43 protein-coding genes, 1 tRNA gene and 1 pseudogene are annotated in these 25786 nt (G+C 40.2%); 38 read left to right on the top strand and 7 right to left on the bottom strand.

The features are described 5' to 3' along the window. Positions 1-38: 38 nt before the first annotated feature. The 3 genes from M3204_RS14060 to M3204_RS14050 all read left to right on the top strand — a co-directional run bounded on the left by M3204_RS14060 (position 39) and on the right by M3204_RS14050 (position 3604). Positions 39-1925, top strand: coding sequence for an LTA synthase family protein (locus tag M3204_RS14060; protein ID WP_251482847.1), 1887 nt, complete (start codon positions 39-41; stop codon positions 1923-1925). Between the two features lie 194 nt (positions 1926-2119). After that, positions 2120-3271, top strand: a complete 1152-nt coding sequence (locus M3204_RS14055; RefSeq protein ID WP_251482845.1) for a hypothetical protein — start codon at positions 2120-2122, stop codon at positions 3269-3271. Positions 3272-3292: 21 nt separating this feature from the next. Beyond that, positions 3293-3604, top strand: a complete 312-nt coding sequence (locus M3204_RS14050; protein ID WP_251482843.1) for an MTH1187 family thiamine-binding protein — start codon at positions 3293-3295, stop codon at positions 3602-3604. Between the two features lie 63 nt (positions 3605-3667). Here M3204_RS14050 and M3204_RS14045 read toward each other — a convergent pair whose 3' ends face one another. Then, the gene (locus M3204_RS14045; RefSeq protein ID WP_251482841.1) at positions 3668-3841 is read right to left on the bottom strand and encodes a DUF2759 domain-containing protein; all 174 of its coding nucleotides are present in this window, start codon (positions 3839-3841) and stop codon (positions 3668-3670) included. Between the two features lie 119 nt (positions 3842-3960). Beyond that, complete coding sequence (locus tag M3204_RS14040; protein WP_251482839.1) at positions 3961-4428, bottom strand: hypothetical protein; 468 nt, start codon at positions 4426-4428, stop codon at positions 3961-3963. A gap of 106 nt (positions 4429-4534) precedes the next feature. Here M3204_RS14040 and M3204_RS14035 point away from each other — a divergent pair, with 106 nt between their 5' ends. Both M3204_RS14035 and M3204_RS14030 read left to right on the top strand, forming a co-directional pair. After that, the gene (locus M3204_RS14035) at positions 4535-5170 is read left to right on the top strand and encodes an MBL fold metallo-hydrolase (protein WP_251482837.1); all 636 of its coding nucleotides are present in this window, start codon (positions 4535-4537) and stop codon (positions 5168-5170) included. A gap of 231 nt (positions 5171-5401) precedes the next feature. Next, entirely contained in the window at positions 5402-6496 is a 1095-nt protein-coding gene (locus M3204_RS14030; RefSeq protein ID WP_251482835.1) for a class I SAM-dependent methyltransferase, read from the top strand. A gap of 100 nt (positions 6497-6596) precedes the next feature. On the opposite strand, the gene M3204_RS14025 is transcribed toward M3204_RS14030, so the two are convergent. Together M3204_RS14025 and M3204_RS14020 are read right to left on the bottom strand one after the other, a co-directional pair. Further along, positions 6597-6842, bottom strand: coding sequence for a DUF2626 domain-containing protein (locus tag M3204_RS14025; RefSeq protein WP_251482833.1), 246 nt, complete (start codon positions 6840-6842; stop codon positions 6597-6599). A 79-nt stretch (positions 6843-6921) separates the two neighbouring features. Then, positions 6922-7623, bottom strand: coding sequence for a helix-turn-helix transcriptional regulator (locus tag M3204_RS14020; protein WP_251482831.1), 702 nt, complete (start codon positions 7621-7623; stop codon positions 6922-6924). Positions 7624-7819: 196 nt separating this feature from the next. On the opposite strand from M3204_RS14020, the gene M3204_RS14015 reads away from it, so the two are divergent. Continuing rightward, positions 7820-8173, top strand: coding sequence for a Spx/MgsR family RNA polymerase-binding regulatory protein (locus M3204_RS14015; RefSeq protein ID WP_251482829.1), 354 nt, complete (start codon positions 7820-7822; stop codon positions 8171-8173). Positions 8174-8327: 154 nt separating this feature from the next. Here the strand turns inward: M3204_RS14015 and M3204_RS14010 are convergent. Then, positions 8328-8399: transfer RNA gene (locus M3204_RS14010), tRNA-Gln, on the bottom strand. A 90-nt stretch (positions 8400-8489) separates the two neighbouring features. Here M3204_RS14010 and comGA point away from each other — a divergent pair. Continuing rightward, positions 8490-9251 (top strand): annotated as a pseudogene (comGA, locus tag M3204_RS14005) (competence type IV pilus ATPase ComGA); the annotation flags it as partial. Between the two features lie 16 nt (positions 9252-9267). Here comGA and M3204_RS14000 read toward each other — a convergent pair. Both M3204_RS14000 and M3204_RS13995 read right to left on the bottom strand, forming a co-directional pair. Then, positions 9268-10716, bottom strand: coding sequence for a recombinase family protein (locus tag M3204_RS14000; RefSeq protein ID WP_251482826.1), 1449 nt, complete (start codon positions 10714-10716; stop codon positions 9268-9270). A gap of 381 nt (positions 10717-11097) precedes the next feature. After that, the gene (locus M3204_RS13995) at positions 11098-11427 is read right to left on the bottom strand and encodes a helix-turn-helix domain-containing protein (RefSeq protein WP_251482824.1); all 330 of its coding nucleotides are present in this window, start codon (positions 11425-11427) and stop codon (positions 11098-11100) included. A gap of 168 nt (positions 11428-11595) precedes the next feature. Between M3204_RS13995 and M3204_RS13990 the strand changes: the two genes are divergently transcribed. From M3204_RS13990 to M3204_RS13835, 31 genes are all read left to right on the top strand, one after another. Then, the gene (locus M3204_RS13990; protein ID WP_251482822.1) at positions 11596-11796 is read left to right on the top strand and encodes a helix-turn-helix transcriptional regulator; all 201 of its coding nucleotides are present in this window, start codon (positions 11596-11598) and stop codon (positions 11794-11796) included. Between the two features lie 140 nt (positions 11797-11936). After that, positions 11937-12338, top strand: coding sequence for a hypothetical protein (locus M3204_RS13985; RefSeq protein WP_251482820.1), 402 nt, complete (start codon positions 11937-11939; stop codon positions 12336-12338). A 152-nt stretch (positions 12339-12490) separates the two neighbouring features. Next, on the top strand, positions 12491-12673 hold the full coding sequence (locus tag M3204_RS13980) for a hypothetical protein (protein WP_251482818.1): 183 nt from the start codon (positions 12491-12493) through the stop codon (positions 12671-12673). A gap of 33 nt (positions 12674-12706) precedes the next feature. Further along, complete coding sequence (locus M3204_RS23885; protein WP_251482816.1) at positions 12707-12925, top strand: YqaI family protein; 219 nt, start codon at positions 12707-12709, stop codon at positions 12923-12925. 13 nt (positions 12926-12938) lie between these two features. Further along, complete coding sequence (locus tag M3204_RS13970) at positions 12939-13334, top strand: YopX family protein (RefSeq protein WP_251482814.1); 396 nt, start codon at positions 12939-12941, stop codon at positions 13332-13334. 83 nt (positions 13335-13417) lie between these two features. Beyond that, positions 13418-13804, top strand: coding sequence for a hypothetical protein (locus M3204_RS13965; RefSeq protein WP_251482812.1), 387 nt, complete (start codon positions 13418-13420; stop codon positions 13802-13804). Continuing rightward, positions 13797-14072 (top strand): hypothetical protein, encoded by a 276-nt coding sequence (locus M3204_RS13960; protein WP_251482810.1) that lies wholly within the window; start codon positions 13797-13799, stop codon positions 14070-14072. Before M3204_RS13965 ends, M3204_RS13960 begins: the two co-directional genes overlap by 8 nt. Next, a complete protein-coding gene (locus M3204_RS13955) occupies positions 14069-14263 on the top strand; it encodes a hypothetical protein (protein ID WP_251482808.1) in 195 nt (64 codons plus the stop codon). The genes M3204_RS13960 and M3204_RS13955 overlap by 4 nt, the downstream gene beginning before the upstream one ends. After that, on the top strand, positions 14264-14959 hold the full coding sequence (locus tag M3204_RS13950) for an AAA family ATPase (protein ID WP_251482806.1): 696 nt from the start codon (positions 14264-14266) through the stop codon (positions 14957-14959). A gap of 1 nt (position 14960) precedes the next feature. Beyond that, the gene (locus M3204_RS13945) at positions 14961-15395 is read left to right on the top strand and encodes a DUF669 domain-containing protein (RefSeq protein WP_251482804.1); all 435 of its coding nucleotides are present in this window, start codon (positions 14961-14963) and stop codon (positions 15393-15395) included. Between the two features lie 76 nt (positions 15396-15471). Beyond that, the gene (locus M3204_RS13940; RefSeq protein ID WP_251482802.1) at positions 15472-17814 is read left to right on the top strand and encodes a phage/plasmid primase, P4 family; all 2343 of its coding nucleotides are present in this window, start codon (positions 15472-15474) and stop codon (positions 17812-17814) included. 149 nt (positions 17815-17963) lie between these two features. After that, a complete protein-coding gene (locus M3204_RS13935) occupies positions 17964-18401 on the top strand; it encodes a hypothetical protein (protein ID WP_251482800.1) in 438 nt (145 codons plus the stop codon). Then, positions 18398-18571, top strand: a complete 174-nt coding sequence (locus M3204_RS13930) for a YozD family protein (protein WP_251482798.1) — start codon at positions 18398-18400, stop codon at positions 18569-18571. The genes M3204_RS13935 and M3204_RS13930 overlap by 4 nt, the downstream gene beginning before the upstream one ends. Continuing rightward, positions 18568-19089: an ERCC4 domain-containing protein gene (locus M3204_RS13925; protein WP_251482796.1), complete on the top strand. Its 522-nt coding sequence runs from the start codon at positions 18568-18570 to the stop codon at positions 19087-19089. The genes M3204_RS13930 and M3204_RS13925 overlap by 4 nt, the downstream gene beginning before the upstream one ends. Positions 19090-19101: 12 nt before the next feature. Next, on the top strand, positions 19102-19830 hold the full coding sequence (locus tag M3204_RS13920; RefSeq protein ID WP_251482795.1) for a phosphoadenosine phosphosulfate reductase family protein: 729 nt from the start codon (positions 19102-19104) through the stop codon (positions 19828-19830). An 11-nt stretch (positions 19831-19841) separates the two neighbouring features. Further along, positions 19842-20057, top strand: coding sequence for a hypothetical protein (locus tag M3204_RS13915; protein ID WP_251482794.1), 216 nt, complete (start codon positions 19842-19844; stop codon positions 20055-20057). Between the two features lie 178 nt (positions 20058-20235). Next, on the top strand, positions 20236-20592 hold the full coding sequence (locus tag M3204_RS13910; RefSeq protein ID WP_251482793.1) for a hypothetical protein: 357 nt from the start codon (positions 20236-20238) through the stop codon (positions 20590-20592). Beyond that, on the top strand, positions 20579-20905 hold the full coding sequence (locus tag M3204_RS13905) for a hypothetical protein (RefSeq protein ID WP_251482792.1): 327 nt from the start codon (positions 20579-20581) through the stop codon (positions 20903-20905). The genes M3204_RS13910 and M3204_RS13905 overlap by 14 nt, the downstream gene beginning before the upstream one ends. Continuing rightward, a complete protein-coding gene (locus M3204_RS13900) occupies positions 20902-21075 on the top strand; it encodes a hypothetical protein (RefSeq protein WP_251482791.1) in 174 nt (57 codons plus the stop codon). The genes M3204_RS13905 and M3204_RS13900 overlap by 4 nt, the downstream gene beginning before the upstream one ends. A gap of 19 nt (positions 21076-21094) precedes the next feature. After that, positions 21095-21292 (top strand): hypothetical protein, encoded by a 198-nt coding sequence (locus M3204_RS13895; protein WP_251482790.1) that lies wholly within the window; start codon positions 21095-21097, stop codon positions 21290-21292. A 10-nt stretch (positions 21293-21302) separates the two neighbouring features. After that, positions 21303-21485, top strand: a complete 183-nt coding sequence (locus M3204_RS13890; RefSeq protein WP_251482788.1) for a hypothetical protein — start codon at positions 21303-21305, stop codon at positions 21483-21485. Further along, positions 21486-21905 (top strand): hypothetical protein, encoded by a 420-nt coding sequence (locus M3204_RS13885; protein WP_251482786.1) that lies wholly within the window; start codon positions 21486-21488, stop codon positions 21903-21905. After that, positions 21902-22150, top strand: a complete 249-nt coding sequence (locus M3204_RS13880; protein ID WP_251482785.1) for a hypothetical protein — start codon at positions 21902-21904, stop codon at positions 22148-22150. The genes M3204_RS13885 and M3204_RS13880 overlap by 4 nt, the downstream gene beginning before the upstream one ends. Next, entirely contained in the window at positions 22147-22746 is a 600-nt protein-coding gene (locus tag M3204_RS13875; RefSeq protein ID WP_251482783.1) for a dUTP diphosphatase, read from the top strand. The genes M3204_RS13880 and M3204_RS13875 overlap by 4 nt, the downstream gene beginning before the upstream one ends. Positions 22747-22926: 180 nt before the next feature. Continuing rightward, a complete protein-coding gene (locus tag M3204_RS13870) occupies positions 22927-23178 on the top strand; it encodes a hypothetical protein (RefSeq protein ID WP_251482781.1) in 252 nt (83 codons plus the stop codon). Positions 23179-23312: 134 nt separating this feature from the next. Continuing rightward, positions 23313-23495 (top strand): hypothetical protein, encoded by a 183-nt coding sequence (locus M3204_RS13865; protein WP_251482779.1) that lies wholly within the window; start codon positions 23313-23315, stop codon positions 23493-23495. A gap of 29 nt (positions 23496-23524) precedes the next feature. Then, positions 23525-23710, top strand: coding sequence for a hypothetical protein (locus M3204_RS13860; protein WP_251482777.1), 186 nt, complete (start codon positions 23525-23527; stop codon positions 23708-23710). 75 nt (positions 23711-23785) lie between these two features. Beyond that, positions 23786-23968, top strand: a complete 183-nt coding sequence (locus M3204_RS13855; protein ID WP_251482776.1) for a hypothetical protein — start codon at positions 23786-23788, stop codon at positions 23966-23968. Positions 23969-23987: 19 nt separating this feature from the next. After that, positions 23988-24491, top strand: coding sequence for a sigma factor-like helix-turn-helix DNA-binding protein (locus M3204_RS13850; RefSeq protein ID WP_251482775.1), 504 nt, complete (start codon positions 23988-23990; stop codon positions 24489-24491). Between the two features lie 94 nt (positions 24492-24585). Further along, positions 24586-24870, top strand: a complete 285-nt coding sequence (locus M3204_RS13845; protein WP_251482774.1) for a hypothetical protein — start codon at positions 24586-24588, stop codon at positions 24868-24870. 518 nt (positions 24871-25388) lie between these two features. Then, entirely contained in the window at positions 25389-25760 is a 372-nt protein-coding gene (locus tag M3204_RS13835; RefSeq protein ID WP_251482772.1) for a P27 family phage terminase small subunit, read from the top strand. Positions 25761-25786: the final 26 nt, after the last annotated feature.

The following is a 25786-nucleotide window of genomic DNA, read 5'->3' as shown; positions in this document are numbered from 1 at the left end:
CCCATATCTGTTATTTTTAACAGGGAGGTAACAAACCAATGAAAAACAAAAATTGGTCAAAAGCATCCATTGTTGCGATTGCGACAATCCTGCTCTGGCTGAAAACTTACATTGCCTATAAAACTAGCTTTGATATTAAAATCGAAAATTGGAGACAGGAAATCATCCTGTTCATAAATCCTTTGAGCTTCCTGATGTTTATCTTTGGAATCAGCTTGTTCATGAAGGAGAAGAACCAGAAGCGCTACATTTTGATTACAAGTTTCATAGTTTCAGCAGTCTTGTTCGCTAATGTGGTCTTCTATCGCTTCTTTAATGACTTCCTTACGATTCCGGTCCTGTTCCAGACGAGTAATATGAGCGATCTGGGAAGCAGTGTCACTGAACTCATCAACTTTAGCGATTTATTGTATTTCGCTGATTTCATCATTTTAGCCGTTCTTTTAAAAGTTAAACCAAAATTCATGGGATATCGGGAATATTCCAAGGTAGATCGCAGAGCATTTTTCCTTGTTGCCATCGCGATTGCTTTTTTCAACCTGGGAATGGCTGAAACTGAGCGTCCGCAGCTGCTGACAAGAACGTTTGACAGAGAAATGCTTGTCAAGAACATCGGAACCTACAATTATCATCTTTACGATGCGTACTTACAATCAAAATCATCCGCACAGCGTGCTATGGCGGATGGCAGCGAACTAGCTGACATTGACAACTATGTGCGTGCAAATTATTTGCCGCCGAATGATGATATGTTCGGGATTGCCAAGGGCAAGAACGTGATCCTGATTTCTATGGAATCGACACAGAATTTTGTTATCAACCAAACGGTAAATGGTCAGGAAATTACACCTTTCTTGAACGATTTCATTAAAGAAAGCTATTATTTCGACAATTTTTATCACCAAACTGGACAGGGGAAAACCTCTGACTCTGAGTTTTTGGTTGAAAACTCGTTATATCCATTGAGCCGTGGAGCCGTATTCTTTACTCACTCAGGGAATGAATATACTGCTACACCAGAAATACTGAACAAAAATGGTTATTTTACAGCATCCATGCATGCAAACAACAAGAGCTTCTGGAATCGCGATATCATGTACCAGGCATTGGGATATCAGCGTTTTTATTCCTTGCCTGATTATGAAGTGACTGAAGAAAATTCAGTAGGCTGGGGAATGAAGGATGTAGACTTCTTCCAGCAATCCGTGCAGCATCTGAAGGATATGCCAAAACCGTTCTATTCAAAATTTATTACTTTGACTAACCACTTCCCATTTGAATTGAGTGAGGAAGACAGCTTAATCCAGCCGTATACTTCTAATGACAAAACGGTTAATAACTATTTCCCAACTGTCCGCTATCAGGATGAAGCAATGAAGATGTTTGTTCAAAAGTTAAAGGATGAAGGTCTCTATGAAGATTCAATCATCATTTTATACGGAGACCATTATGGAATATCCGAGAACCATAACAAAGCGATGAGTGAGTATCTTGGCAAAGAAATAACGCCGTTTGAAAGCACTCAGCTTCAGGAGGTTCCATTTATTGTCCATATTCCAGGAGAGAAAGGAAAGACAATCTCTACAGTCGGAGGTCAGATTGACATTAAGCCGACGATCCTTCACATGTTGGGCATCGATACAAAGAATGACATTGATTTCGGTTCAGATCTTTTCTCAAAAGACAGACTAGACTTTGCTGTCCTTCGCGATGGCAGCTTTATCACCAAGGATCAAGTATTCACACGAGATACTTGCTATGATAAAGCGACAGGTGAGCCTACAGACAGGGCTGCTTGTGAACCATATATGGAAAAAGCGAAGAATGAACTCGAATACTCTGATAAAATCATTTACGGTGATTTGCTAAGATTCTATGGCCAGCCTGAAGGCAGCAAAGAATCCTACCCGGAAACCGCAAAATAAAATCTGATAAAACCTGCGCCTTAAGAGCGCAGGTTTTTTATTTATTTTAAGGATTGAATTTTTATATTATGGGGTGTATGTTATCAATATCCGGAAAGTGCAAAATAAATATACATTGATTTTTCAAAATTAAATGAAACATTTAGGCAATTTCCACGTACAGATATATACAGTGTTTTAAAGGGGGTGTAGAGGTGGAGCGCAAGGAGAATACATATCGTGCAACATTTTTAATGTCTCTGTTCTTTATACTATCCACTTCTGCTTTCCTCCTTACTGGCTGCTCACCAAAGCCTGATGGGGCTTACCATGGAGGAGCGAAGCACAGCTTGAACAGAGTGAAAGAAACACCGAGTCCCTCATTTTTAGGAGCCGAAATCATCCCTATCCAATCTGATGGAGAAGAGTTTTACAAAGCTGCAGGCTGGCTTAATGATTCATCTATCCTTTATATAGCCAATAAAGGCGAAGGTTCTTTGCTTTATTCCTATAACCTGGCTACAGGGAAATCCACCTTGCTTTTCGAGAGCGAAGTGCCCATCATATCTGCTGAAGCAAGTCCGGGAAAAAAGATGGTAATGATCCATAGTGCTGTTTCCAATGAAGGTATCCTGACTATCATAGATCCGAGAGGGAAAAAGTTGCATTCCACGAATATTGATTCTTACGAATTAAACTTTGAATGGAATCCTTTTAATGAGGAGCTGATTTTGATTTCAGCCTTTACTGAGGAATGGGATTTCAGTTCTTATTTATGGAATTTGCGCGAAAATGATTTACAGGAAATCAATCTGTCAGAACCTTTTGTACGCTGGATTTCAAAGGAAGAATTGGTTTACCAGAAGTGGGATGAAGAGGGCATTGCTTTGCAAGCTCCCTTGTATTCAGTATCACTTAATGATAATCAACCAGCTGAAATAGAGGATGATGTATTCCAGTTCGATTCATTAAGCGGGTATCTGTTGACTGTGAAAATTGATGAGCAAGCGAATCCTCAAACAGCCCAGTATACCGTATATGGCAAAGGAATTAATCCGGCAGCCAGTTTCGATGCACCGGTTCTGACCTCTTTTTCTGGATGGGTTGTCCCATTTTATGATTTAATGGAAGAAGGGCAAGATTTTTTATATTTGCGCGCACTTCATAATGGAGAAGCAGATATATACCAGGAGGGCTTCGACCTGATCCGTTTTAATCTTGGATCGAAAACAGAGGATTTGATATTTTCCGGGTTGGCCAATGAGCCTATTTCCTGTTCACCGTCTTCTAAAATGTGCCTGTACGGTTTTCAGCTGGAAAAGGTTTTGAATATAGACACAAAGGAAATAATCGAGCTCGTTCAATAAATTTTTCTAGGAGAGATTCTTATGGCAATAGTAGATGTAACAGTTATTCCAATTGGCACTCAAACTCCCAGTGTAAGTTCATATGTAGCTGATATCCAAAAAGTTCTCAAGGAATACGAAAAAGAGGGGAAAATCCAGTTTCAGCTTACACCAATGAATACTTTGATTGAGGGAGAGCTGCCTGTATTGTTCGAAGTGATCCAGGCGATACATGAGGTGCCCTTTAACGCAGGAATCCACCGTGTTGCCACCAACATCAGGATTGATGACAGGCGCGATAAAAAAAGGAAAATGCATGAAAAAGTGGAGCGTGTTAACGAGCTGCTCAAATAATCAGGAAACCATTGATATAACAAAAAAGACCACCTGCAAAGGGTGGTCTTTTAATGCCTTAGATTAATGCGCAACTGGGAATCCATGGTTAAGGATGGTCATGACTGTGAACCAGCCAAGTACAACGAATGTTCCTCCACCGAATACGATTCCAAGAAGGTTTTTGTTTTTAAGTGCCGAAAAAGTAGCATAGCCGGCAAGCAGCGTAACTAAAGCGAAGATAATTGCCAATCCCATGATAAAGCCCCCTTCATAATTATTAGGCAGACAATAAGCCTGTTTGTTGATAAGTTTAGGCGGCAGCCTGTTATGTAATTACAAGCATACACTCGTTTTTTATTTTATATTTTTTTAAATCATTTGTCGAGGTCTAAAAACTCAACTTTAACTTCATATGCTCTTACTATACCCTTTATTAGTTCAGTATAATGGCTGATCGTGAAAAAAATGCCGCCATCGGCTTTGAAAACCAGATGCTCTTCTAATTGGAGCAAAGCCATTTCAATTTGAATAGTGTTACCGTCAGAAATTTTGAAAGCTGCAAGATCTTCGATATACAGATAAACGGAATCTTCAGCGTGAAATCCATAATCAAAAAAAACTTCGCCGGACGCCCCAGCTGTTAATTTAACCAGGCGATGTGTTTCTTCAAATAAATCCGCTTCCTTCAATAATTCTAGAGCATCTTCAGCATCTCTTCTGTTGTCGTATATATAAATGTTTTCATGGATTCGAACTGGTGGCGCCACAGAGAGCAGGAATTGTTGGAAATCTGGCAGCTCCGTCAAAAACGGTTTGGTTTCAACCCCAATCAGTTTGTACACTTTTTTTCTCTCCTTCGTTTCTAAATGGGCAAATCCTTAAATCTTCCCCAATAATAGTGTAGAATAAGTATATCAATATTACCATTAGAAGCTGGAGGCATTATACATGAAATGGAAACAGGTCCCGCTTGGGCCATTGCAGACAAATTGTTACCTCGTCTATGGTGACGACCAATCATGTCTTATCGTAGACCCTGGTGATAATCCGAAAAAATTAATAAAAATGATTGACCAGCTGGAATTAAAGCCTGAAGCTATTTTGCTGACACATGCGCATTTTGACCATATCGGCGCAGTTGACAGCATCCGGGATAAATATGCCTTACAAGTTTATATCCATGAAAAGGAAAAGGATTGGCTCACGGATCCTGCCATGAATGGGTCGAAACATTTTATGATGCAAGATAGTATTACAGCTCGTGCTGCCGATCATTTAATAAAGGATGAAGGAGAAATGTCAATCGGCAAATTCACGTTTGAAGTGTTTGAAACGCCAGGGCATTCTCCAGGAAGCATTTCCGTCCACTTTCCAAAAGATCATTTTGTCATTGCTGGTGATGCACTTTTTAACGGAAGCATCGGCAGGACTGATTTGCCAGGCGGGAATCATAATCAACTGATCAGAAGCATCCATGACAGGCTTTTGGTATTGCCAGAAGAAACAGAGGTATTGCCAGGACATGGGCCGACCACTACAATTGGCCATGAAATGGATTCCAATCCCTTTTTGAATGGATTTTAACTTAAGCTGTCTTCAAATGGCTAGTATACGGCAGTGATGATTTTTTTGATTAGGGATGGTTTAGTGCTCTTTTCATACCTAAGGAACTAGAAAAGCCCTTCTCAAGGAGAAGGGCTTTTCTGGGGGATGTTCTATTCATATCATGGGAGGGGATATAGTTAAGCTACTAATTAAACAATATTATAAAGAAAACACTATGTCAATAGTGAAAATCATCATCAAGGAGTAAATATGAAAGAAATAATCAGCCAGTTTATTGCCGATTCACCACATAAAATGATTTCTTATGCTGACTTCATCGAGCTTGCCCTCTATCATCCTGAGAAAGGCTATTATATGAAAAAACGCGAGAAAATTGGCAAAGGCGGTGACTTCTATACAACCAGCAATGTATCTGACATTTTCGGCAGATTGATTGGGAAGTGGTTTGCCAGAAATGCAGGCATTCTGGGGCTGCAGCCTTCGGTTTGTGAGATAGGGGCAGGGAATGGCCGTTTTGCCAGTGCTTTTATACAGGGCTGGAGTGAAATAACAAATGATATACTTACATATTATATTGTTGAGGCAAGTCCATATCATAAAAGCCTCCAAGAGCAGGAATTAAGCGGGCTGGAGAATGTAAAAATCACCTACGCCAATACATTCGCTGATTCAGGAATGAATCAAGGTCTTGTTTTTTCTAATGAATTGTTTGATGCTTTTCCGGTCCATATCATTGAAAAAAATAAAGGCATGGTCAACGAAGTGTTCATAGGCTTTGAAAACGATCGATTTATTGAAAAAATAGTTCCGATGGAAAATAAGAAAATAATCGAGTTTCTAAAGGAACAGGATATGGATCTTGCAGAGGGACAAAGAATTGAAATTCCGCTCGCGATGGAGCCTTTCATCAAATCCATTTCAGAAAATTTGTCAAAGGGTATCATGCTGACTGTCGATTACGGATACACGAAAGAAGATTGGACTCATCCTGCACGCAAGAAGGGGAGTTTAAGGGGGTATTATCAGCACCAAATGCACCATGACGTCCTGCAGTCTCCTGGGGAGATGGATATAACGAGCCATGTGCATTTTGACGTCCTTATATCCCAGGGGGAGAAGTATGGATTAGAGCTTCTGCAAAAACAAAGGCAGGATGAATTCCTCATGGCCATTGGCATTCTGGAGGAACTGGCAGAGCATCAAGATCCGAATCCTTTTTCAGAAGCCAGCAAACGGAACCGGGCCATCCGGAGCCTCATCATGCCAGGCAGCATCAGCCAATCCTTTGACGTAATTATCCAGGGAAAGAGACTTGATGAATCGGCAAAAAAATTATTAATATGATATATGCTTGCTTTCTGCAGAAAACAGTAATTGTGTAAATTGTAGAACCAAATAAAAAAAGCGATGGGGTTCCATCGCTTTTTTATTGCATAGACATTTATTAATGTCCTGCTCCACCCAGTGGCATCATAAAAGTTGTCCAGTAAGTAAAACCTGCAAAGAAAACAGTTAAGTATGCGCCGAAAACGTAAATATACATACGCTCGGACAGTTTCAAGTAACTTAATAGCAAGAAAAATCCAGTTTGACCAAAGAAAATCAAGGACGTCGTATACATGTGACCTAAGAAAAACATCACAGCAAAGATTCCCGTCCAGAATCCTAAAACTCTGTACATACGATCCAAAGATATCCCTCCTTTACCCTACAAGTCCATCACTATCATATTATAAAGTAAAGTGGAGTGAAAAGTAAACAAGGATTGATTATTGTGCGATAACAGCTTGGTATGCACAAGAGTCACAGCCGTTAAACATGTTTTCTTTTTCAATCAACTCGATGTCCCCAAACAGTGATTCAAACATACCGCGCAAAAATTCATAATGCATATTGCATACTGTTTCAGTATGTTCCATCGCTACTTCCTTGAAAGGGCAGTTGAAAATTTGGAAGTAGATTTTTGTTTTTTCGCTGTTAGACTCGAATTCAGGATAAAATCCTGCAAGCGTTGCTGCATTTTTGATTGCATTCAATTTATGTTCGAATGACATTTCCTCTGATAGATGCGGATGGCGGGAAATTTCCTGGTCGATTAGCTCGGCGCCAAAACGTTTACCGGTCAAGTATAATGCTTTTTTTCCTGCCTCTCCAAGTGACATCATTGTTGTCATTGCAATCTTGGATAGCAGCTGGTAATCGCGGAAAGGGAAGTGAAGCTGGATCACATCATCAGATAGACGGTACAGTCTGCTCGGGCGTCCGCCCTTTCCAGTTTTTTTAGTTTCAGAAACCAGCATATTGACATCTTCAAGCTTTGATAAATGAAGCCTTGCCACGTTTGGATGGATATCAAAATTATCCGCGATTTCCTGCACTGTTACATCTTTATGCCTTTTTGTAATGTATTGATAAATATAATAACGAGTTGGGTCAGACAAAACACTTGTGATTTTTAATGTTTGTTCCACCTTAGTTCACCTCAGACCACTGATTTGCCTTTATTATATAGGAGGGAAAATAAGGTTTACACTGTTTGCACTATATGTTTAGAAAATGTTCACAACTAAATGGCGAAATGATGACAAAATAATGTACAAAAGTTATACAAAAGTTATACAATAGAAAAAAGATAAGAAAAATCGCTCGCCAGGAGGTTTTACAAGTATGAAAGAATTGACGTTTTTTTCCTATCCTAGCTGTACTTCATGCCGGAAAACAAAAAAATGGCTAGTCTCGAACAGCGTGAAATTCAATGAACGTCATTTGTTCAAAGACACTCCATCTAAAAATGAACTGATGCAAATATTGTCATTGACGACGGACGGACTTGATGAGCTGCTGGCAACCAGGGGAGAAACCTATAAAAAACTCGGGGTGGATGTTGAGGAACTGCCGCTCTCGGAAGTTATAAAACTTATGATCAATGAACCGAAGCTGTTAAGACGCCCGATTTTAACAGATGGGAAAAAGCTGATTGTCGGGTTTAACCCTGATGCCCTGAAAGGGATAGCGAAATGAGGCGTCTGCAACGTAAAAGAAACCAAAAAGAACAACGGAAGCGGGAATGCCTCCGTTGTTCTTTTTTACGAGATAAGAAAATGTAAATTTCTCTTCGAGAAATGTCCAGCTCCAGCGCTTGTCGGGTCTGACCAGGGCGCTTGCGCTTTTCTTACTGGGCTAGCTGGATTCGAACCAACGCATGACGGAGTCAAAGTCCGTTGCCTTACCGCTTGGCTATAGCCCAAAATTATTATTTGCTGTCACTACGCTAGTAGTATAAATAGATTTGTCATTTTTTATTCACATTTAAGATGATTTTTTCGCAGGTATTGCAATGCTGATAGCGAAATATTTTTTTTATAAACAAAAAAGGTGGTGCATCCCTATTGTAAAATCAATCGAGCAGTTAGCTGATAATGTTTTAAAAGATGCTTTAAGAAGCGGTGCCTCGGATATCCACATCATCCCCCGAGAAAAAGATACACTGATTAAATTCAGGCTCGGCAATCAACTGCTCCCGCGTTATACGCTCGATCAGACAGATTGCGAAAGGCTCATTTCCCACTTCAAGTTCACAGCTTCTATGGATATTGGCGAAAAAAGACGGCCCCAGAGCGGTGCCTTCACTTACCCGTATAACGGCACCAAAATCGGCTTAAGGCTTTCCACCCTTCCCGCCTACAAGAACGAAAGCATGGTCATACGTCTCCTTCCCGAGCAAAATCAAATTACTTCCTATCAGATTTCATTGTTTCCATCCACTTCCAAAAAACTCATATCCCTTTTAAAACATGCACATGGATTGATTATTTTTACTGGTCCGACTGGCAGCGGGAAAACGACTACTCTATATTCGATGCTTTCAGAAACAGCGGAAATTATCAACCGCAATGTCATCACCCTGGAGGATCCGATTGAAAAGCCTAGTGACGCCGTGCTTCAGGTCCAGGTCAATGAACGTGCGGGGATCTCCTACTCTGCCGGCCTTAAAGCGATACTCAGGCATGATCCTGATATCATAATGGTGGGGGAAATCAGGGATAAAGAAACCGCGGAAACTGCTATAAGGGCATCATTGACCGGACATTTGGTTATGATAATACGACAACGCACTATTCCCTTAACTGAATATCCGTTATCTTCACACTTTCAATCTTTCCATTAGGCCCGATTTTATCCACATCAATCCGTTCGACGATCAAAGCCAGGAAGTTCTTTTTCTCCAATGCGGTCAAGTAATTCCAGTTTAGTCGCAAGTCTGATAAGACAGATAAAATTTCTTCTTCATCCACAACTTGAATTATGGTATCTTCCTGTAATAGTTCCAGCTGCTCTCTGAGCGGCTTTTCTTTTTGTGCTTCTTCTTGCATCCTCGCTCTAAAATCATCATCACTTAGCATATCGTTTGCCCATCCATATTGCCATTTCTTTTTGCGTTTTTCGATTGCTTCAAGTGATTTGATAATCGATTCCCTATCATCTTCCTGTGTGGAAGGTTGACTTTTCGTTTCCGGCACCTCATCAGCTCGAATATCCCACTTGCTGATTAACTCTAAAAAGTGATGCTCTAAGTACTTCTCTGATACCTGGCGCAAGTCGCACATTTTTTGTACGCTTTTTGTGCAAACATAACCCCTCGGCCTGTGGATTTTTTCACCTCTTTTGGAATAACCGTATTTCCCTGTTAGTGGAGATCCACACCGAGCACACTTCACTACACCCGAGAAAATAAATTCACTGGTTGCGGCTCGTGGATGGGAAACACTCCTGGCTTCCATTACTTTTTGAACTTGTTCAAATTGATCTTTGCTGATAATAGGAGGAATAGCATTTTCAACTTCAAAATAGTTTTCTTTATTCACCCGATAATTCCAGCGCATGGTTCCGATATAAGCTGGGTTTTTTAGGATGTATTGTAATTTTGTTGCGTGCCAAGTGCTATCCGTTTTAGTGCTTATTCCTTTTTTATTTAAATCAATGGAAATGGTGTTCATTCCTTTCCCGGAAAGGTATTCATCATAAATGTATTGGACCGTTCTGGCTTCTTCTTTATTGATGACTAAATAATCGCCTTCAATGTCATAACCGAATGGAGCCAGATTCACTGCCCACTTTCCTTGCCTTGCTTTTTCTGTTAAACCAAAGCGGATACGTTCTGCTAAGTTCTCTCTCTCCCACTGAGCCATAGCAGCAACAATGGTGATAAACATACGTCCGAGTGCGGTTGTCGTTTCAAAAACTTCTGTGGCTGATTTGAATTTGCAATCATATTTCTCGAATGTTTCAAGCAACTTATATAAATCTAATACGGATCTCGTCAAACGGTCCAGGCGATAAACCAAAACACAATCGACTTTGCCATTCTGTATATCTTTCATCATCAATTCTAATTGTGGACGGTTCATATCTTTGGCAGATAATCCTTCATCCACATATACTCCAGCTACTTCCCAATCCTGGGCTATACAGTAAGCTTTTAATTTCTGTTTTTGCGCTGAGATGGAATATCCTTCTTTTGCTTGTTCTTCTGTACTGACGCGAATATATAATGCTGCTTTCATGGTGTTCCTCCTAAATAAAAAAACCGAGCTTATTCAGCCGGTTCTTCCTTTGGTGCTGTTTTTTGAGTGCCAATAATGAGTAAGTCATCCAATACGATTTCAATTCCTAAAGGTAGTCCATCAAACATTACCACTTCCACACACTCCACACACCTTTCAAAAATACGAACAATAATAAGAACACTTGTTCTAATTTGGTATAAAATTATTATACCCTGTATGGGTTTGAGTGTGAAGAGTGTCTTTACATGTCTGACCTTTTCCGCTTTCGACAAAATAAGACTAATATAATAAGTCATAATACCTGATTTGGAAGGGTTTCCCTATATTTGGTATGAAAAACTTGTATTAATTTGTCGATAAAATAATTTAATTGTCATGTTAGATTTTTCCTAACTTCTCAAGCAATTCCAATGTGGCTTTTATTTGTTCAGGTGTGAGTTCCTTTTGTTCCATTTCTTCTATAAAGTTGATCCAACCCTCTCCATGTTTTTTTAGTTCATTCGGCAGTTCCTTTGTTTCCCCGAAAAAGAATGAAACCGGAACATCATATATTTTTGCTATATCTTCTAGTAATTCTAGTGTTGGTTTTCTTGTGCCTCTCTCTATCTTGGACAAATTGGAAAAATTAAAATTTAGTTTATTGCCTAATTCTTCTAGGGTGTGACCGTTCTTTGTTCTTAAATATCTTATCTTTTGACCTATATCCATCCTTATTCACCCCCAAAAACTCACTTATTTATTCTCCTATATTTTATCGGAAATATACATAAAAAATATTTTCCATATTGACCAATAAAAGAGTTGACTTTGTTCAAAATGAACAGTACAATCTAAATATAAGTTAGTCAGATTGACTAATTGGAAGGGAGTGAAGAAATGGTAAAGTGGAGAAATGAGTTAAAAAAATATCGGCTTGAAGCTGGGTACTCTCAAAAGGAATTTGCTGAAATGCTTGGGATTACAGTCACTCACTTGAATCGTGTTGAAAATCACCTTGATCGCAACTTGAGTGTTCCTTTAGCGACAAAAGCAGCACAGATATTAAATGTTCCTCTGGACAAAATTTTTTTAAAGTAAATTTGTTCAATCTGAACAAAAAAGGGAGAGGGGAAATTGAAACAACCAAACGAATCAACCAAAAAAATGATTCATCTTTACTTCATGAAAACATCGGTGCCAAGGATTTTGGCGGACCAGAAAAAGGAGGCCAAAGCACAGTGAACAGGGATGAAGCAAGAGAACATTTTAAAAATTCGGGTTTATCGTATGTAGACATTACAGAAGAAGATATTTCAAGTCTATTTCATTTGATGAAAGCTGAACTAGCGGAATACTTTATGTTTGGCGGCGAACATGCTCAATTAATGAATTTAAGGGTCCGAAAACCTTTGAAAAAACACATTAAAGTCTATCAGAAAACCGGATTGAGATACGCGTACCTAAAGGTAAAAGGAAGTTATTTTGATTCAAGAGAAGCCATTTCATTTAATGAAAATGGATTTATCGGATTCGGTGGAGAACTGGATGATAAAAACGTCCAACCGATTATAAGTGCATTTTGTAGATGGTGCGACTTAATAGCTGATGGAACACCTGCTAAGGAGGCGAAAGCACAATGAGAGCGGTAAAGGATGAAAACGCGAACCACTCCATTGAATGGGGTTGGGCGGTAATCGGCTGGGGATTGATGATCGTGGTGATTGTGGCGAATGTGTTTGTGGCGAATTAGACCAAAATAGTGAAACAAATAAAAATGAATTGAGGGATTGAATTGGAAGAAAATAAAGCTGGATATATTTTGGTTTTTGATTGTGGCGATTATGTGGAGTCTTATGATTTAGCAAACAAAACAGTAGATACAAGCTGTATGAGAAAAGATGCAATTGTATTTCAAAGTAAAAGTGAAGCAAGTTATGTCGCTGAAATTTTAGGATGCAAAGTTAAATACGTTTAGTACGCAATCCGAAGAAAAACTCCATCTAAGGAGGTGAGTACAATCGAACACCCGGCAATATCTCGCACACTACGCACTGGCTATCCCACTAACACACCTGACGAGCCGGACACATACGGAAAGGATTACTTTGGCGAAATTATCGTCATCGGCGAGGACATTGTGGAGGACGGAGAAACCACCGTACTGAAGCACAATCTGGAACGGTATCTTGCGGAGGAATATGGCTTTGAGTTTAAAACAATAGGTTAGGAGGTTGGGGAGAATGGCAAGAGTTATAAAGTTTCGGATATGGAACCAAGAATTAAACGAAATGTACACGTTGTCAAAGGAAAATTATCTAGGATTCACTGGATTGGCTGATAGCTATGTAGGTGCAAAAGAAGCTATCTGGATGCAATTTACCGGGCTACACGACAAGAACGATGTGGAAATTTATGAGGGGGATATTGTTCATTTTAAAAGACCTGATGTTCCGTTCGTAGTAAGTGGTAACGGATATTTAGATTCAGACATTGAACAAGGATTTGAATTAAAAGGAGAAATTAAATTCTTATACGGATGTTGGTTTATTGATGAAGGTAACGGAAAAGGTTGCCCATTAGACTTTGATGAAAACCAAGTTGTGGAAGTCATCGGCAATAAATACGAACAAAAATAGCCACTGCCGCAAACAGTGACTAAACAAAATACCCAACTCCATCTTACCTGATTCGGTGAGGGGAGTAAATAGGAGTGAGGAAAGTGGAATTTCTAACACAGTTAGAAGAACGTGAACTAGGCGATAAAACAGCGTTACGAGCAATTTTCGAGCCTGATAACATGCACAGAATGCACAAAGGTATTCAAGTAGGCCCATATGTCTTATCAATCCAAGCGAGCTATTATCACTACTGTTCACCAAGGATAACGATGGAAACTGACCTCTATTCAGAAATGGAAATGGCGGTAATCAAGGATAACGAGTTCATCAGTATTGTGGATGACGAGAACTTCAAGGACTTTGAACAGGCTTATCTTATTCACGACAGTTGGGATGCCGGTGTTTATGCGTATGTTGATGTTCAGTTAATTGAAGGATTGTATCAATATCTAAAAACTAAATTTGAGGGAGGTCATCCACATGAATAAAGAAAGGCTCATGCAGTTTTTGTCCGATGCGATTGATTCAGGCGCATACCTACACATCCACATGACACAGTTTGAAGGGGAGAATTACAGGCCGGTATCTCGGGAAGAAGCCGAGGAACGTGCTAAAAGGTTTGCCAGCATTATCGGTGAGCCAATCGAGGAATCGAATTACGGTGACCCAGCAGAAACATTCTCAGTAGGAAGCACAGCGACAAATGGGATTCGCGGAGATTTCACATATTTGGTGAAGAAGCCGGTGACAACATGAACTACGTCATCCACACTCTGCAGCGTGAATTGAAGTACCGCAATCGCCAACTGGAGGACAACGAAAATAAGATTCAACTAAACAAGGAATCTATTGAAACACTCGAACAGGCGAACGAACGTGAACGACAGGCGATCCAGCAGATTGAGCAGTTGCTTGAAGAATTGGAAGCGAAGGAGTTGAACCAGTAAATGCAAATTGTCAGTGCATCAGACATAACAACGGACATAGCCACTTACTTAATATATGGACCGCCAGGCATGGGCAAGACTTCCACCATTAAATACTTTCCGGGAAAAACATTGGTTCTCGATGTGGACAGAACAACCCGAGTGTTAAGAGGGAACGAAAACATCGACATTGCCTATGTGGACAATTCAAACACTTGGGAAGTATGGGAGAAGTTGATCCTGGACCTGAGCAAAAATTACAAGGGTGTATATGACAATATCGTGGTCGACAACATCAGTGAATTAGAACGATGCCTACTCTCTGATTTAGGGAGCAAAGGCAAAAACAAGGGTGTTCCCTCGCAAGGGGATTATCAATATATGCAGTTCCGTATTGTAAACAGTCTGAGGTATATGAAGAATCTTGGTGCGAATCTTATCTGGACAGCATGGGAAACGGATGACCTTTACACAGATAGCAGCGGTCAACAATATAACCGAAGCTACCCACAAATTAATAAGAAAATCATGAATAACGTACTGGGCCTGTGTGATGTAGTCGGAAGGATCTTAGTCAATTCAGACGGAGAAAGAGGATTTGTCCTGAGTGCTACAAATAGCACTTATGCCAAGAATCAACTCGATGACCGTAAAGGCTGCTTGCAAAGCGAATTATTAGCAACTACACAAACTAACCAATTGAGAGGGGAAAATTAATATGTTTAAAGTAAATCATTCAGAAGCAGGTTCTACATTTGAAATCGTCAAGCCAGGAGAATACGAAGTTATCCCAATGAACTACGAAATGAAAAAAGCACAGTCCGGTAACAATCGTGTTGTATTCGATTATGAAATCCGTTCCGATGTTGAGCAACCATGCCAAGGGCAGAAAATCCTTTTTGATAACTTCACAGTTTCAGATAATTCAATGTGGAGATTCCAGGCAGCATCAAAGGCAGCACAATTCCCGGACGGTAAGGAATTTAAGAATTTCAAGGAATGGGCAGACACTTTCCTCAACTCTCCTGTTCGTGTTGTGGTCGGTGAGCGTGAGCACAATGGAAAGAAATATCCTGAGATTAAGAGTTTCAAAGTTTCAGAGGTCAATCCTCCACAAGAAGTTAAAGTTTCAGATGATGATGTCCCTTTCTAAACCGACAATAGGCAATCACTAAAAAGGGGGAGGTGTTCCCTCCCTCGTTTTTCTTTAGAAGGGAGGGACTACAATCTTGAAATATGATTTTACAGATATTCCAGACGAATTAAAGAAAGCCAATCAATGGATCGTGTGGAAGTCCGAACTGCGAGAAGGGGAGGACAAGCCTACAAAAGTCCCTTATCAAACTAATGGAGTCATGGCCCAATCCAACAACAAAAGAACATGGTCCAGCTTTCACTCAGCTGTCCATACATACAACAAGGGTGGTTACGAGGGCATAGGCTTCATGTTTTCCAAGGAAGATCCATACATTGGCATAGACATAGATAAATGTTACAAGGATGGAAAATTTTCCGAATTAGCAGATGAAGTCATTGAAATGATGGACAGCTACACAGAATTATCACCAAGCGGTACAGGAGTCCACATCATTGTCAAAGGTGAGCTGCCGATTGAAAAAGGTACCGGAAAGAAAAATTCAAAGCTAGGTCTTGAAATATATCGCTATGGCAGATACTTCACATTCACAGGTAAATCACAAAACGTTTATGAAATTGTGGAAAGAACATCAGAATTAAGCTTGCTGTTTAAAAAATACTTCCCGGACGATGATAAAAAACCATCGACTGTGAAGAAACCAGTAAAGAAACAAAATGACATCGTGAATCTTTCCAATTCTGAAATATGGGTGAAGATGTTCAAGAGCAAGAACGGAAGCCACATTCAGTCCCTATACAACGGTGAACTGATTGACGGAGATCACTCTTCAACAGACCTCGCTTTATGCAATCACTTAGCCTTCTGGACAAACAAAGACATTTACAAAATGGACGATATGTTCAGGGAATCAGGATTGTATAGAGAGAAATGGGACAAGCAACATTCCTCGGATGGCCGGACTTACGGAGAAATGACGTTAGAAGCGGCTATGCAATCAACGCATAACACCATCGCAGACTTTGAACCTAAGACCTACAAAATCAACATTCTGAATTATGAAGAACCAATAGAGAAAGCACCTAACTTCATGAGGACAGACCTTGGTAATGCTGAAAGGTTGATATACAGATTCGGCAAGGACTTGCGATATAACAACGCTTTTAAGAAATGGTACATCTGGGACGGTAAACGCTGGCGAGAAGATGACACCAATCAGATAAAACAAATGGCAAAGCATACGGTCCGAATGATATACAAGGAAGCTTCACAGGAAGAGGAATCAGAAGCCAGGGCAGCATTATCAAAACATGCAGTAGGCTCTGAATCCAGGTCCAGACTTGAAGCGATGATTGCCTTATCTGAATCAGAAGTGCCGATTTTACCGGACGATATGGATAAAGACCAAATGCTTTTTAACTGTGCTAACGGAGTAGTAAACCTAGAAACAGGCGAGTTTTTAGAGCATAACCGGGAGTTTTATATGAATAAAATCTCTCCTATTGCCTACGATCCGAACGCTGATTGCCCACTGTGGAAGAAATTCTTAGAGGACATCATGCAGGATGAAGAAGGCAACGTTAAACAAGAGCTGATTAATTTCTTACAAAAAGCCATTGGGTATGCGCTTACAGGTGACACATCGGAACAAGTTTTATTTTTCCTCTACGGAAAGGGAAGAAACGGAAAGAGTACCTTCTTGGATACTATTCGTTATCTATTTGGGGATTATGGTCAACAAACGAACACAGAAACCTTCTCGGTAAGGAAAAACGAAGGTGCCAGGAGCGATTTAGCCACTTTGAAAGGTTCAAGATTGGTTGCCGCTTCAGAAAGTGAAGAAGGTGCAAGATTAGCAGAATCATTGATTAAGCAGCTGACAGGCGGTGAACCTATCCAGGCGAGGTTCTTATACGGAAATCCATTCGTGTATAAGCCTGAGTTCAAGATATTCTTCACCACAAACCACAAGCCGATTATTAAAGGCTCAGATGAAGGAATATGGCGAAGGATTCGACTTGTACCCTTTACTGTAACCATCCCAAAAGAAAAGGTAGATAAACACTTAGGGGATAAACTACTTCAACAAGAAATGTCCGGAATACTACGCTGGGCGGTGGAAGGCTGCCTTAAATGGCAGAAGGAAGGTCTAGGTAATCCGAAGGAAGTCCAGGAAGCCACAGACGATTACAGGGGCGAAATGGATGCAGTAGGAAACTTCCTGAAAGAGTATTGCGTTTTTAATGATGCTGCCAAGTGTTATGTAAAGGATCTGTACCAAAAATATGAAGAATGGTGTATCGAGAATGGAGAATACCTCCTGACTCGTCCCAAATTCAACAGAAAAGTGGAAGAAAGAGGATACAAGAAAAACCGCGACAATAAGGGCTATTATTTTAACGGTTTGGGCATTAATTTCTCGTTTTCCTCTTATTCTTCTTATCCTACTTCTTATCAAAATAGAAAAAAAGTGTAGAAGTGTAGAAGAGTGTAGTAAATACAGTAAAGTCCCTATATGAAAAATAAGAGGGAAAAATTATAGAAAAATGCTACACAAAAGTTCACTTCTACACCTTTTTCGTCCTTGTCCATATAAATCTATTAAAAAGGATGGTGAAATATTCCTTGCATCCTAAAAATATTGTGGAGGATTTCAAAAAAATGGGTTCTCCACTCACAATTGACGGAAACGATCTCTTCATTGAGAATCCAGAAAACATATATCCAGAGTTGGAAGAACTGGTCAAAGTATATAAATCACGCATCATCACGTATCTAAAAGGCGAATACACAGACAAAGAACACAACGTTAAGCAAACCATCGATAAGATTGTGGACTTCTACAGGGAAGGCTGCCGAATCGACAGCAAGATTAATGACTGGTTGCAGAATGATGTGGAGGGACTAAAACTTGTGATGGATTTAGTAGTTGAATTTTCTCGGAATGGATGGGTACTCAGTGATCCAGTTTGCAACTTTGAAAACGAAAAGACAGATGAAATGTCCATCGAGATATATAACAAAGCAATGACTTACTTCCAAAAAGGAGTTGGTACTCAGTGAAGGAAATCGAGGTTTTTGTTGATACTGAAGAAATTGCGGATTTTTTCTATAAGGAATTAATCAAACGTGGATTAGCACCAAAAGAAGAAGATGTTGAAGAAATTGCTGACATTGTTTTTGAATACCTTCTCAGCAAGAAGATTATTGATGATGACGAGGATGAATTATGAACGCACTCTCTTATAAATTCACAGAAAAAGAAATCAAGGACATATTGAAAACCTTAACTTTAATTGTGGACACACGTGAAAAATCAAACGCTCACATTCTCGACTATTTTCGAAAGAAAGAAGTTCCATTCATTTTGAGGGGGATGAAAACAGGAGACTATTCAGCCTTCATCCCCAAAAATGAAGAGTTTGGGATAATGAGAGATTTGCATTTCAATGTGGTTGTGGAACGGAAGAACAACATTGACGAATTTGCTCAGAACACCAAAGAGGACAGATTCGAGAATGAATTAATCAGAAGCCACAATTTAAACTTTGTGCTAATGATCGAGGACAATTACGAAAATCTTATCAACGGAAAATATCGAAGTCAGTATCAGCCGAAAGCGTTGTTGGGAAGGCTTAAGACATTCGAAGCCAGGTACGGATTCAATACGGTGTTCATTGATAAAAAGTTAGCTGGGAATTTCATCTTTCATCATCTGTACTATCATGCAAGGGAATTTTTAAAGCACTAAGGGGGAGTGAATGTGAACAAAAAAGAAGTGTGTTGGTTCAGCGGTGGAGTTAGTAGTTTCATCGCTGCCTACCTTAGAAGAGATACCATAGACGAGATATTTTATATAGATATTGATGACCAACACCCGGATACCATGCGATTTTTACACGATTGCGAAAAGGCGTTAGGGAAGAAAATAACAATTCTTAGAAATGATAAATTCAAGACAGTTGAAGAAGTCATTCGTAAAACCAGATATGTAAATGGTCCACAGGGGGCAAGATGTACTCTGGAGTTAAAGAAACAAGTTCGCCAGGAGTGGGAAAAACAGCAAGACGGTGAAATGGTGTATGTCTGGGGATATGACGGAACCGAGAAGCACCGGGCAGATAGGTTACAGCAAACGATGCCTGAGTATGAACACATCTTCCCATTGCTTGATGAAAATTTAACCAAAGAAGAAGTTCATGGAATGTTGCTCAGGTTAGGCATTAAACGTCCGGCAATGTATGAAATGGGCTACAGAAATAACAACTGTATAGGCTGTGTAAAAGGCGGTATGGGTTACTGGAACAAGATTAGAAAGGACTTCCCGGAAGTATTCGAAGAAAGAGCAAGGCTTGAACGCGAAATCGGAAACTCATGTATTAAAGGAGTATTCCTTGATGAATTAGAGCCAGGCAGAGGGCGGATAGATGATGAAGTCATGGAAGAATGCGGGATTATGTGTGAAATAGCCTACGATAAAACGACTGAATAGGGGGAGCTCACATGAACGACCTATCCGACACAGACCGATTACACGCAGAACTTGACCGGCTCCAGTGGGAGTTGTTCCACAAGAATAAGCGGATTAATTCACTGGAGAAGCGGATTAAGAATTATGCCTACACGATCAGGAAGATGAATGAGCGATTACGGAAGCTAGACCCGAAGGATCGTTATTATAACTCGAACGGTAAGAGGAAAGTGGGGAGAAGGAAATGAAAAGTTTAAGAATATTGATTGCGCTACTGTTGGCAATGCCTGTTGTTATTATCACCGAAGACTGGTGGATAAAAGGGTGCGTTTGGGGGCTACAGATTATAGCATCATTGGATTTTGAGTGGGGGAAGAAGTGATGATTGAACCAGGTGTAACCATACCAATTAAGCGGTTACAAAATATGAATTTCGAGCATCACAGACCACAGATTAGCCAGAGCGTCATAGACACGTTCACAAGGCTTGTGGACGAACAAGACGCAAAGGGAATAGCAAAGTATGGCATGACCATAGATGATGCGTCAGACGAGCAATATGAGTGGCTACGAATGGCATTGGAGGAAGCGGTAGACTTAGCAAAGTATCAGAACAAGGAAATCGAAAAACTACGCAAGGAAATCCACAGGCTACGAACCGACAAAAGCCGGATATTCACGCAGAAGGTGCTAGAGGAAAATCTCGATTTATCCAAAGAAGTGGAAACTTTGAAAGCGATGATTACTTACTTGGAAGCGAGGTTAAATCATGGGGCCAAATAAATTTGAAATACCTGACCATTTCACAGTGGACTTTCTGCTCGAGCAAAACGCACAGGGAAAGACGGACCAAATGATTGCTGATGAATTGTTTATCTCAAAAGCCTTGCTGCAGAACTGGAAGAAGCAAATCGGCTGGGTGCCATTCTCAGGGAAGAATATCTCGGGCAGAAAAGCCATGGTGGACATAAACCTGATTGCCGAAATGAGAAGCCAGGGCATCAAGCGGAAGGATATAGCCGAAGCCACAGGGATCTGCATCAACAATGTGGACTATCACCTTAGAAAAATGAACATGACGAGGAAACGGGCATGAGCGGAAAATTGCATTTAGGCAGAGAGAAGCAGGTTCATTTGAATTTAAACAAAGCCCAAGTCACTCAGTTGGATAATATTCGCAGAGAATACGGAATGTCGATGAGTGATGCCATTAAGATGTTAATAAGACAAGAAGCTTTAAGGCTGTCTAAAAAAGAAATTAGGTAGAAAGTGAGAAGTGATGAATATGGGCCTTTTATTCGCAGCTGCCATGGCTGAACAGAAAAAGCAATTCATCATCGAGAGATTGAACAAACGGAATATATTTGAAACTCAACAGGGCAAGAGCCTTTATGAAGCTGATTATGAAGAATTGAAATATGAGCTTGTGCTATCGGAATTTAAAGAAATCGACATATCAGCCGATGCGAATAAATTTTTCTAGGAGGATGAAAATGGACTTACAATCAGCTTGCGAAATTTTGGAAGAGTTATCAGATAAAGATGCAGTTAGAAACCACAACAAGCTTAACGCAAAGGAATTTCTTGCTTTACAAGTAGTTTTGTTGGAACTACAAGTTAATGGAATGTATAAGCTTCCAGAAAAGTATTCAAATGATGTGTGGAGGGAGTCCTAAATGGAATACCTATCTCCAGAAGATTACGAAATAGCCGAAAAGAACGGAATCAGCCGGGATAACGCAAATCAGCGTTTTTACAAATATGGATGGTCAAAACGCAGGACACTTACGACTCCATTGAGAAAAGGAACACCGGAATACGTGAAACACAGAAAGATTGCTGAGAAAAACGGTATATCGTGTGTGACATTCTCTGACCGAGTGAGGAGAGGCTGGACATACGAGGAAGCCAGCTCATTGCCGATAGGGACTGTAAAGCCGAGGAAGAGGAAAATCACCGCTGAGCAGTTCGCCATAGCTGAAAAGAACGGAATTTCGATAGGTACATTGTGGAACAGGGTAAGCTGCCGAAAATGGCCAGTGGAAAAAGCCATTACTGTACCGATCAATAAGAAGTTTGCGAGGAAAACGTCATGAGGTGGGAATTAGCCAATAAACAGCAACTTTTACAGATTGCGATATCAGAAGATTGCGAACTTGATAACAAATATGAAGCGGCCAGGGAATTACAATCCAGATGGTCACAGGATATGCTCACAGACGTTGTAATCATGTTCGGTAAGGGATACATGCCGAAAGAGATTGCGGAGTTTCTAGGGGTGTCTGTGCAACAAATAGGCGGGGTTATCAGTAAGTATCAATTGAGGAGAGTGGGCGCATGAATTTAGCGAAGTTGTTTGATGCACAAAGGGAATTAGGGAAAGTTGGATTGTTCGCTTATAAAGGTGAGGACAGATTTAATAAATTGGTGCTGGCTCTATTGGTGGAGCTGGGGGAACTCGCAAATGAACAACGCTCATGGAAGTTTTGGAGTAAGGATAGGGAACCGAGGATATTAGTTAGCGGTGGAAGTTGCTTACATTGTGCCGGAACAGGAAACAAATTTTATGATGACGATGAAGAAGGGTGGGAATGGTGCGAGTATTGTGAAGATGGAGAAACATATAAAAACCCACTCCTTGAAGAATATGTGGACGGACTACACTTTGTTTTGGAGTTGGGGATTGAATTAGATTTTTCAGAATTACATCTAATTGGAAATGTGTCAATGCCAACTAGCGAAATAACTGAAATGTTTATTGATATATACCAAACTACAACATTAGTCAAAAACACCCGAAACAAAATACACTATTCAATTTTATTTGAGGAATATTTAGTTTTAGGCGAAATGCTCGGCTTCACCTGGGAACAAATCGAGCAAGCCTACTTCGAGAAAAACAAATTGAACCACACTCGCCAGGATAGCGGTTACTAACATGAGAAGAACCATCCAGCGTGAATGGGTGATGTTGGTCAGGATGGACAGAGGACTTGCAACGTTGGTGTATGAGCCTTTGAGGAAGAAGGAGATCCGCGTGAGGTTGAAGCGGGGATGGAAAATGATTGGGTAATGAAGTAAAGACCAAAAAATAGCGACACAAGAGGAAGTGATTGAGTGAAGAAAATAAGATGCTACTTAGGCTTTCATAACACGTTTAAGCACATGACAATTAAACATTTGAAAGCTGTTATTGAGGTTTGTCACGATTGCAGAAAATTATTTATTAAAGGAGAGAAAACCATGAAAACAAATTGCGTATTTTGCGATTCACAAATTGATATGGAAAAGGATAAATATTCTGTTGGAGAGTCAATGGGAGAGTACTGGTGCGAGGAGTGTCTTTCTACAGGTTCAGATGAAAGATGACCAATACAGCGTCAGGGGAGGTTGTAAGAAATGGCGATTTTCAAGGAATGTAGCAAGTGTAAGAAATTTTATTTTGATAAAAGATACACCAAAAATTGCAAAGATTGTAGAGATAAAGAGAAGGGGGCTTCGAAATGAATGAGCGGTTGAAAATCATCAAAGATAATTATGATATGGATCATGTTAATTGGGAAGATTTACGTTGGCTTATTGAACAGGCTGAAATACTAAACAAGATTAGGCTTGAAGAGGAAGAATTGTATAACGATGAAATCAGCTTAATGGATTTCGGTGAGCGTGTACACAATCTACTCTAACACACTATTCGATGAAGGGAATTGGTGAAATGCCTCCTGAAAATAAGAAGCCTGTTGAACCAGTCACAACGAGAAGCGCAAGGATAGTTGAAGTTATCGAAACTGTTTCCATTCGAGGTAATGGAGTAGAAAATCCCGTCCGAGAAGTTATTCAATACTGGAGCAAAGATGGTATTTTACTTGCCGAACAAGATCCTTGTAACGGGGTTGAGTAATGAACAATACGACGACATACCTCATTAGCCTTACCAATCTAACAATCTATAAATTAGACAGGAGGGACTAAGAAGATGAAGTTGTTTATTAAGGAATCCTTCAAAATGATGCTTGAAGCAGTTTATCTGGTATTCATTTTGATTGCTTCAGTTCTATGGATTGTGTTTCTTGCATTATTGGTACTTGTGCCATCTGTTTTTATAACAATAGGGATAATCTATGGGGCAGTTAAACTTTCCGCATACTTATTTACCTAAACCACCAGGAGGGGGTTAGATGCAAGCGTTAATCGAAGAATACAAGCAAGCATTAAAGAGCATTCGCCTTCTCCAACAATCTGCATCTGTGGAAGATAACAAACTGCTCGGGGGCATGGCATCAGACCTGCAATATGCCCTTGAGTGGATGCAGACAGGGAGAAGGCCGGGGAATAAGCGGGGGATAGAGAGAAGGGCAGCGTATGAGCGTGAGAGACCATTTGACCCGTTACTAATGCAAAGATACTTCAGGAGCATGGATGATAATGTGTATAGCTGGGATGACCACAAGAAAGAGAGCACACTATCTGCATATGACAGGGAATTGATCGCTGATGCACTATCCACATTGACCGAGAGAGAAAGAGAAATATACTTAATGTCCAGAGGTTACTGCTTCCCGGAAAGCCATATTGCATACATGCTGAATGTCCATATTGGGACAGTAAGGAAAACCATTTCCAGGGCAGAAGATAAGATAAAGATACAGAAGAACCAAAGCCTCTTTTGCTTATATGCATGAGAGGTTTCTTTTTGCCATAGGAAAGCCCATAAGTAGTAGGGATAACTATGACTTATAGTTTTATATACTACTTGTTAAAAGGAGATGTTGTGACATGGCAGATATGCGCGAGTCGAACAAAAGGAGTATCGGGCAATTAACGGTAGACATTGATTGCTCCGATGCACTCAAAGGATTAAAGGCAATCACAAGGGAAGCAAAGAAAGCGACTGAAGCATTGAAAGAGTTGGAAGAACAGCGGAGAAAGTTGAGCGGTCAACATGTCCATACAATCACAGGGAGTATATCGCATGATCAAGAGATCCTTTCATTAGAATTCGATAAGGTGCTCAAGAAGCAAATGGATAGACAAAGGAGAAACCAAGGTATCACATATTAATTATAATGAGGTGAGGGCAGAATGAAGAAATGCAATAGCTGTGTGTATGCAGTGAAGGAAGATGGCAGAGTAATCTTCTGTCCTTTCCACAATTGCATACAAGGTAAACTGCCAACGAAGGCTGAGAGCAGATGAACTTCTACAAGACGGACAAGTGGAAGAAGAAACGTGCAACAGTACTGAGGCGAGATAAGTATTTGTGCAGAGAGTGTGTGAGGTATGGGAAGTCGACAGCAGCTAAGGTAGTGCATCATACTTTCCCTTTGGAGTTTTATCCAGAGCATAAGCTTAACAGTGATACGCTGATCAGTTTGTGTGGGAGTTGTCATGAACGAATGCACATTAAAGGTACACATGAATTAACAGCAGAAGGAATCAGGTGGATGGAGAAAACACGAACAATGATATCCCCGCCACCTTCGAATATTCGTGTTTAAAACCACAGGGACCGGAGGGGGGAACTCGTTCCAATAGAGCGGGTCCTGAGAATCTTTTTTGGAATTAGGAGGTGAATACAAATGGCACGAAAGAAAAAGGCTGATGTAATCGAGTACCGAGCGGTAAGTATCAAAGAGAAAATTGTGTCCGATATGAAGGGACTAGGCACATATAAGCCGGAATACGATGCGATCATCACCATCTATTCAGATTTACTGGCACAATATGAAAATGCTAATCAAAAATTCATAGAAAGCAATTATCAATACGAAACCGAAACTGCAGCTGGGGGAACGAAGAAGTCTGCCATCGTTGCTACTTTGGAAAACCTTCGCAAAGACATAATCGCATACTCCGACAGATTGTGTCTGAATCCGAAATCAGTTGAAACGGTCACGACAGATAGTCCTAAAAAGTCAAAACTAGCAAGTGTGTTGAGCGCTCTTGAGTAAGGGGAAAACGACTAAAAAAAACCATG

The organism is Mesobacillus subterraneus, from assembly GCF_023715485.1.
GTDB classification, from domain to species: domain Bacteria; phylum Bacillota; class Bacilli; order Bacillales; family Cytobacillaceae; genus Mesobacillus; species Mesobacillus subterraneus_B.
Note: the sequence above shows the minus strand (reverse complement) of the source record. Positions and strands in the feature narration are given on the sequence as shown.

What these genes read in the sequence shown, in the direction of transcription:
- M3204_RS14060 (WP_251482847.1), top strand. Translation starts at nt 39, where the DNA reads ATGAAAAACAAAAATTGGTCAAAAGCATCCATTGTTGCGATTGCGACA.
- M3204_RS14050 (WP_251482843.1), top strand. Translation starts at nt 3,293, where the DNA reads ATGGCAATAGTAGATGTAACAGTTATTCCAATTGGCACTCAAACTCCC.
- M3204_RS14045 (WP_251482841.1), bottom strand. Translation starts at nt 3,841, where the DNA reads ATGGGATTGGCAATTATCTTCGCTTTAGTTACGCTGCTTGCCGGCTAT.
- M3204_RS14035 (WP_251482837.1), top strand. Translation starts at nt 4,535, where the DNA reads ATGAAATGGAAACAGGTCCCGCTTGGGCCATTGCAGACAAATTGTTAC.
- M3204_RS14030 (WP_251482835.1), top strand. Translation starts at nt 5,402, where the DNA reads ATGAAAGAAATAATCAGCCAGTTTATTGCCGATTCACCACATAAAATG.
- M3204_RS14015 (WP_251482829.1), top strand. Translation starts at nt 7,820, where the DNA reads ATGAAAGAATTGACGTTTTTTTCCTATCCTAGCTGTACTTCATGCCGG.
- M3204_RS14000 (WP_251482826.1), bottom strand. Translation starts at nt 10,716, where the DNA reads ATGAAAGCAGCATTATATATTCGCGTCAGTACAGAAGAACAAGCAAAA.
- M3204_RS13995 (WP_251482824.1), bottom strand. Translation starts at nt 11,427, where the DNA reads ATGGATATAGGTCAAAAGATAAGATATTTAAGAACAAAGAACGGTCAC.
- M3204_RS13990 (WP_251482822.1), top strand. Translation starts at nt 11,596, where the DNA reads ATGGTAAAGTGGAGAAATGAGTTAAAAAAATATCGGCTTGAAGCTGGG.
- M3204_RS13970 (WP_251482814.1), top strand. Translation starts at nt 12,939, where the DNA reads ATGGCAAGAGTTATAAAGTTTCGGATATGGAACCAAGAATTAAACGAA.
- M3204_RS13960 (WP_251482810.1), top strand. Translation starts at nt 13,797, where the DNA reads ATGAATAAAGAAAGGCTCATGCAGTTTTTGTCCGATGCGATTGATTCA.
- M3204_RS13955 (WP_251482808.1), top strand. Translation starts at nt 14,069, where the DNA reads ATGAACTACGTCATCCACACTCTGCAGCGTGAATTGAAGTACCGCAAT.
- M3204_RS13950 (WP_251482806.1), top strand. Translation starts at nt 14,264, where the DNA reads ATGCAAATTGTCAGTGCATCAGACATAACAACGGACATAGCCACTTAC.
- M3204_RS13945 (WP_251482804.1), top strand. Translation starts at nt 14,961, where the DNA reads ATGTTTAAAGTAAATCATTCAGAAGCAGGTTCTACATTTGAAATCGTC.
- M3204_RS13925 (WP_251482796.1), top strand. Translation starts at nt 18,568, where the DNA reads ATGAACGCACTCTCTTATAAATTCACAGAAAAAGAAATCAAGGACATA.
- M3204_RS13915 (WP_251482794.1), top strand. Translation starts at nt 19,842, where the DNA reads ATGAACGACCTATCCGACACAGACCGATTACACGCAGAACTTGACCGG.
- M3204_RS13910 (WP_251482793.1), top strand. Translation starts at nt 20,236, where the DNA reads ATGAATTTCGAGCATCACAGACCACAGATTAGCCAGAGCGTCATAGAC.
- M3204_RS13905 (WP_251482792.1), top strand. Translation starts at nt 20,579, where the DNA reads ATGGGGCCAAATAAATTTGAAATACCTGACCATTTCACAGTGGACTTT.
- M3204_RS13900 (WP_251482791.1), top strand. Translation starts at nt 20,902, where the DNA reads ATGAGCGGAAAATTGCATTTAGGCAGAGAGAAGCAGGTTCATTTGAAT.
- M3204_RS13895 (WP_251482790.1), top strand. Translation starts at nt 21,095, where the DNA reads ATGGGCCTTTTATTCGCAGCTGCCATGGCTGAACAGAAAAAGCAATTC.
- M3204_RS13890 (WP_251482788.1), top strand. Translation starts at nt 21,303, where the DNA reads ATGGACTTACAATCAGCTTGCGAAATTTTGGAAGAGTTATCAGATAAA.
- M3204_RS13885 (WP_251482786.1), top strand. Translation starts at nt 21,486, where the DNA reads ATGGAATACCTATCTCCAGAAGATTACGAAATAGCCGAAAAGAACGGA.
- M3204_RS13880 (WP_251482785.1), top strand. Translation starts at nt 21,902, where the DNA reads ATGAGGTGGGAATTAGCCAATAAACAGCAACTTTTACAGATTGCGATA.
- M3204_RS13875 (WP_251482783.1), top strand. Translation starts at nt 22,147, where the DNA reads ATGAATTTAGCGAAGTTGTTTGATGCACAAAGGGAATTAGGGAAAGTT.
- M3204_RS13865 (WP_251482779.1), top strand. Translation starts at nt 23,313, where the DNA reads ATGAATGAGCGGTTGAAAATCATCAAAGATAATTATGATATGGATCAT.
- M3204_RS13860 (WP_251482777.1), top strand. Translation starts at nt 23,525, where the DNA reads ATGCCTCCTGAAAATAAGAAGCCTGTTGAACCAGTCACAACGAGAAGC.
- M3204_RS13855 (WP_251482776.1), top strand. Translation starts at nt 23,786, where the DNA reads ATGAAGTTGTTTATTAAGGAATCCTTCAAAATGATGCTTGAAGCAGTT.
- M3204_RS13850 (WP_251482775.1), top strand. Translation starts at nt 23,988, where the DNA reads ATGCAAGCGTTAATCGAAGAATACAAGCAAGCATTAAAGAGCATTCGC.
- M3204_RS13845 (WP_251482774.1), top strand. Translation starts at nt 24,586, where the DNA reads ATGGCAGATATGCGCGAGTCGAACAAAAGGAGTATCGGGCAATTAACG.
- M3204_RS13835 (WP_251482772.1), top strand. Translation starts at nt 25,389, where the DNA reads ATGGCACGAAAGAAAAAGGCTGATGTAATCGAGTACCGAGCGGTAAGT.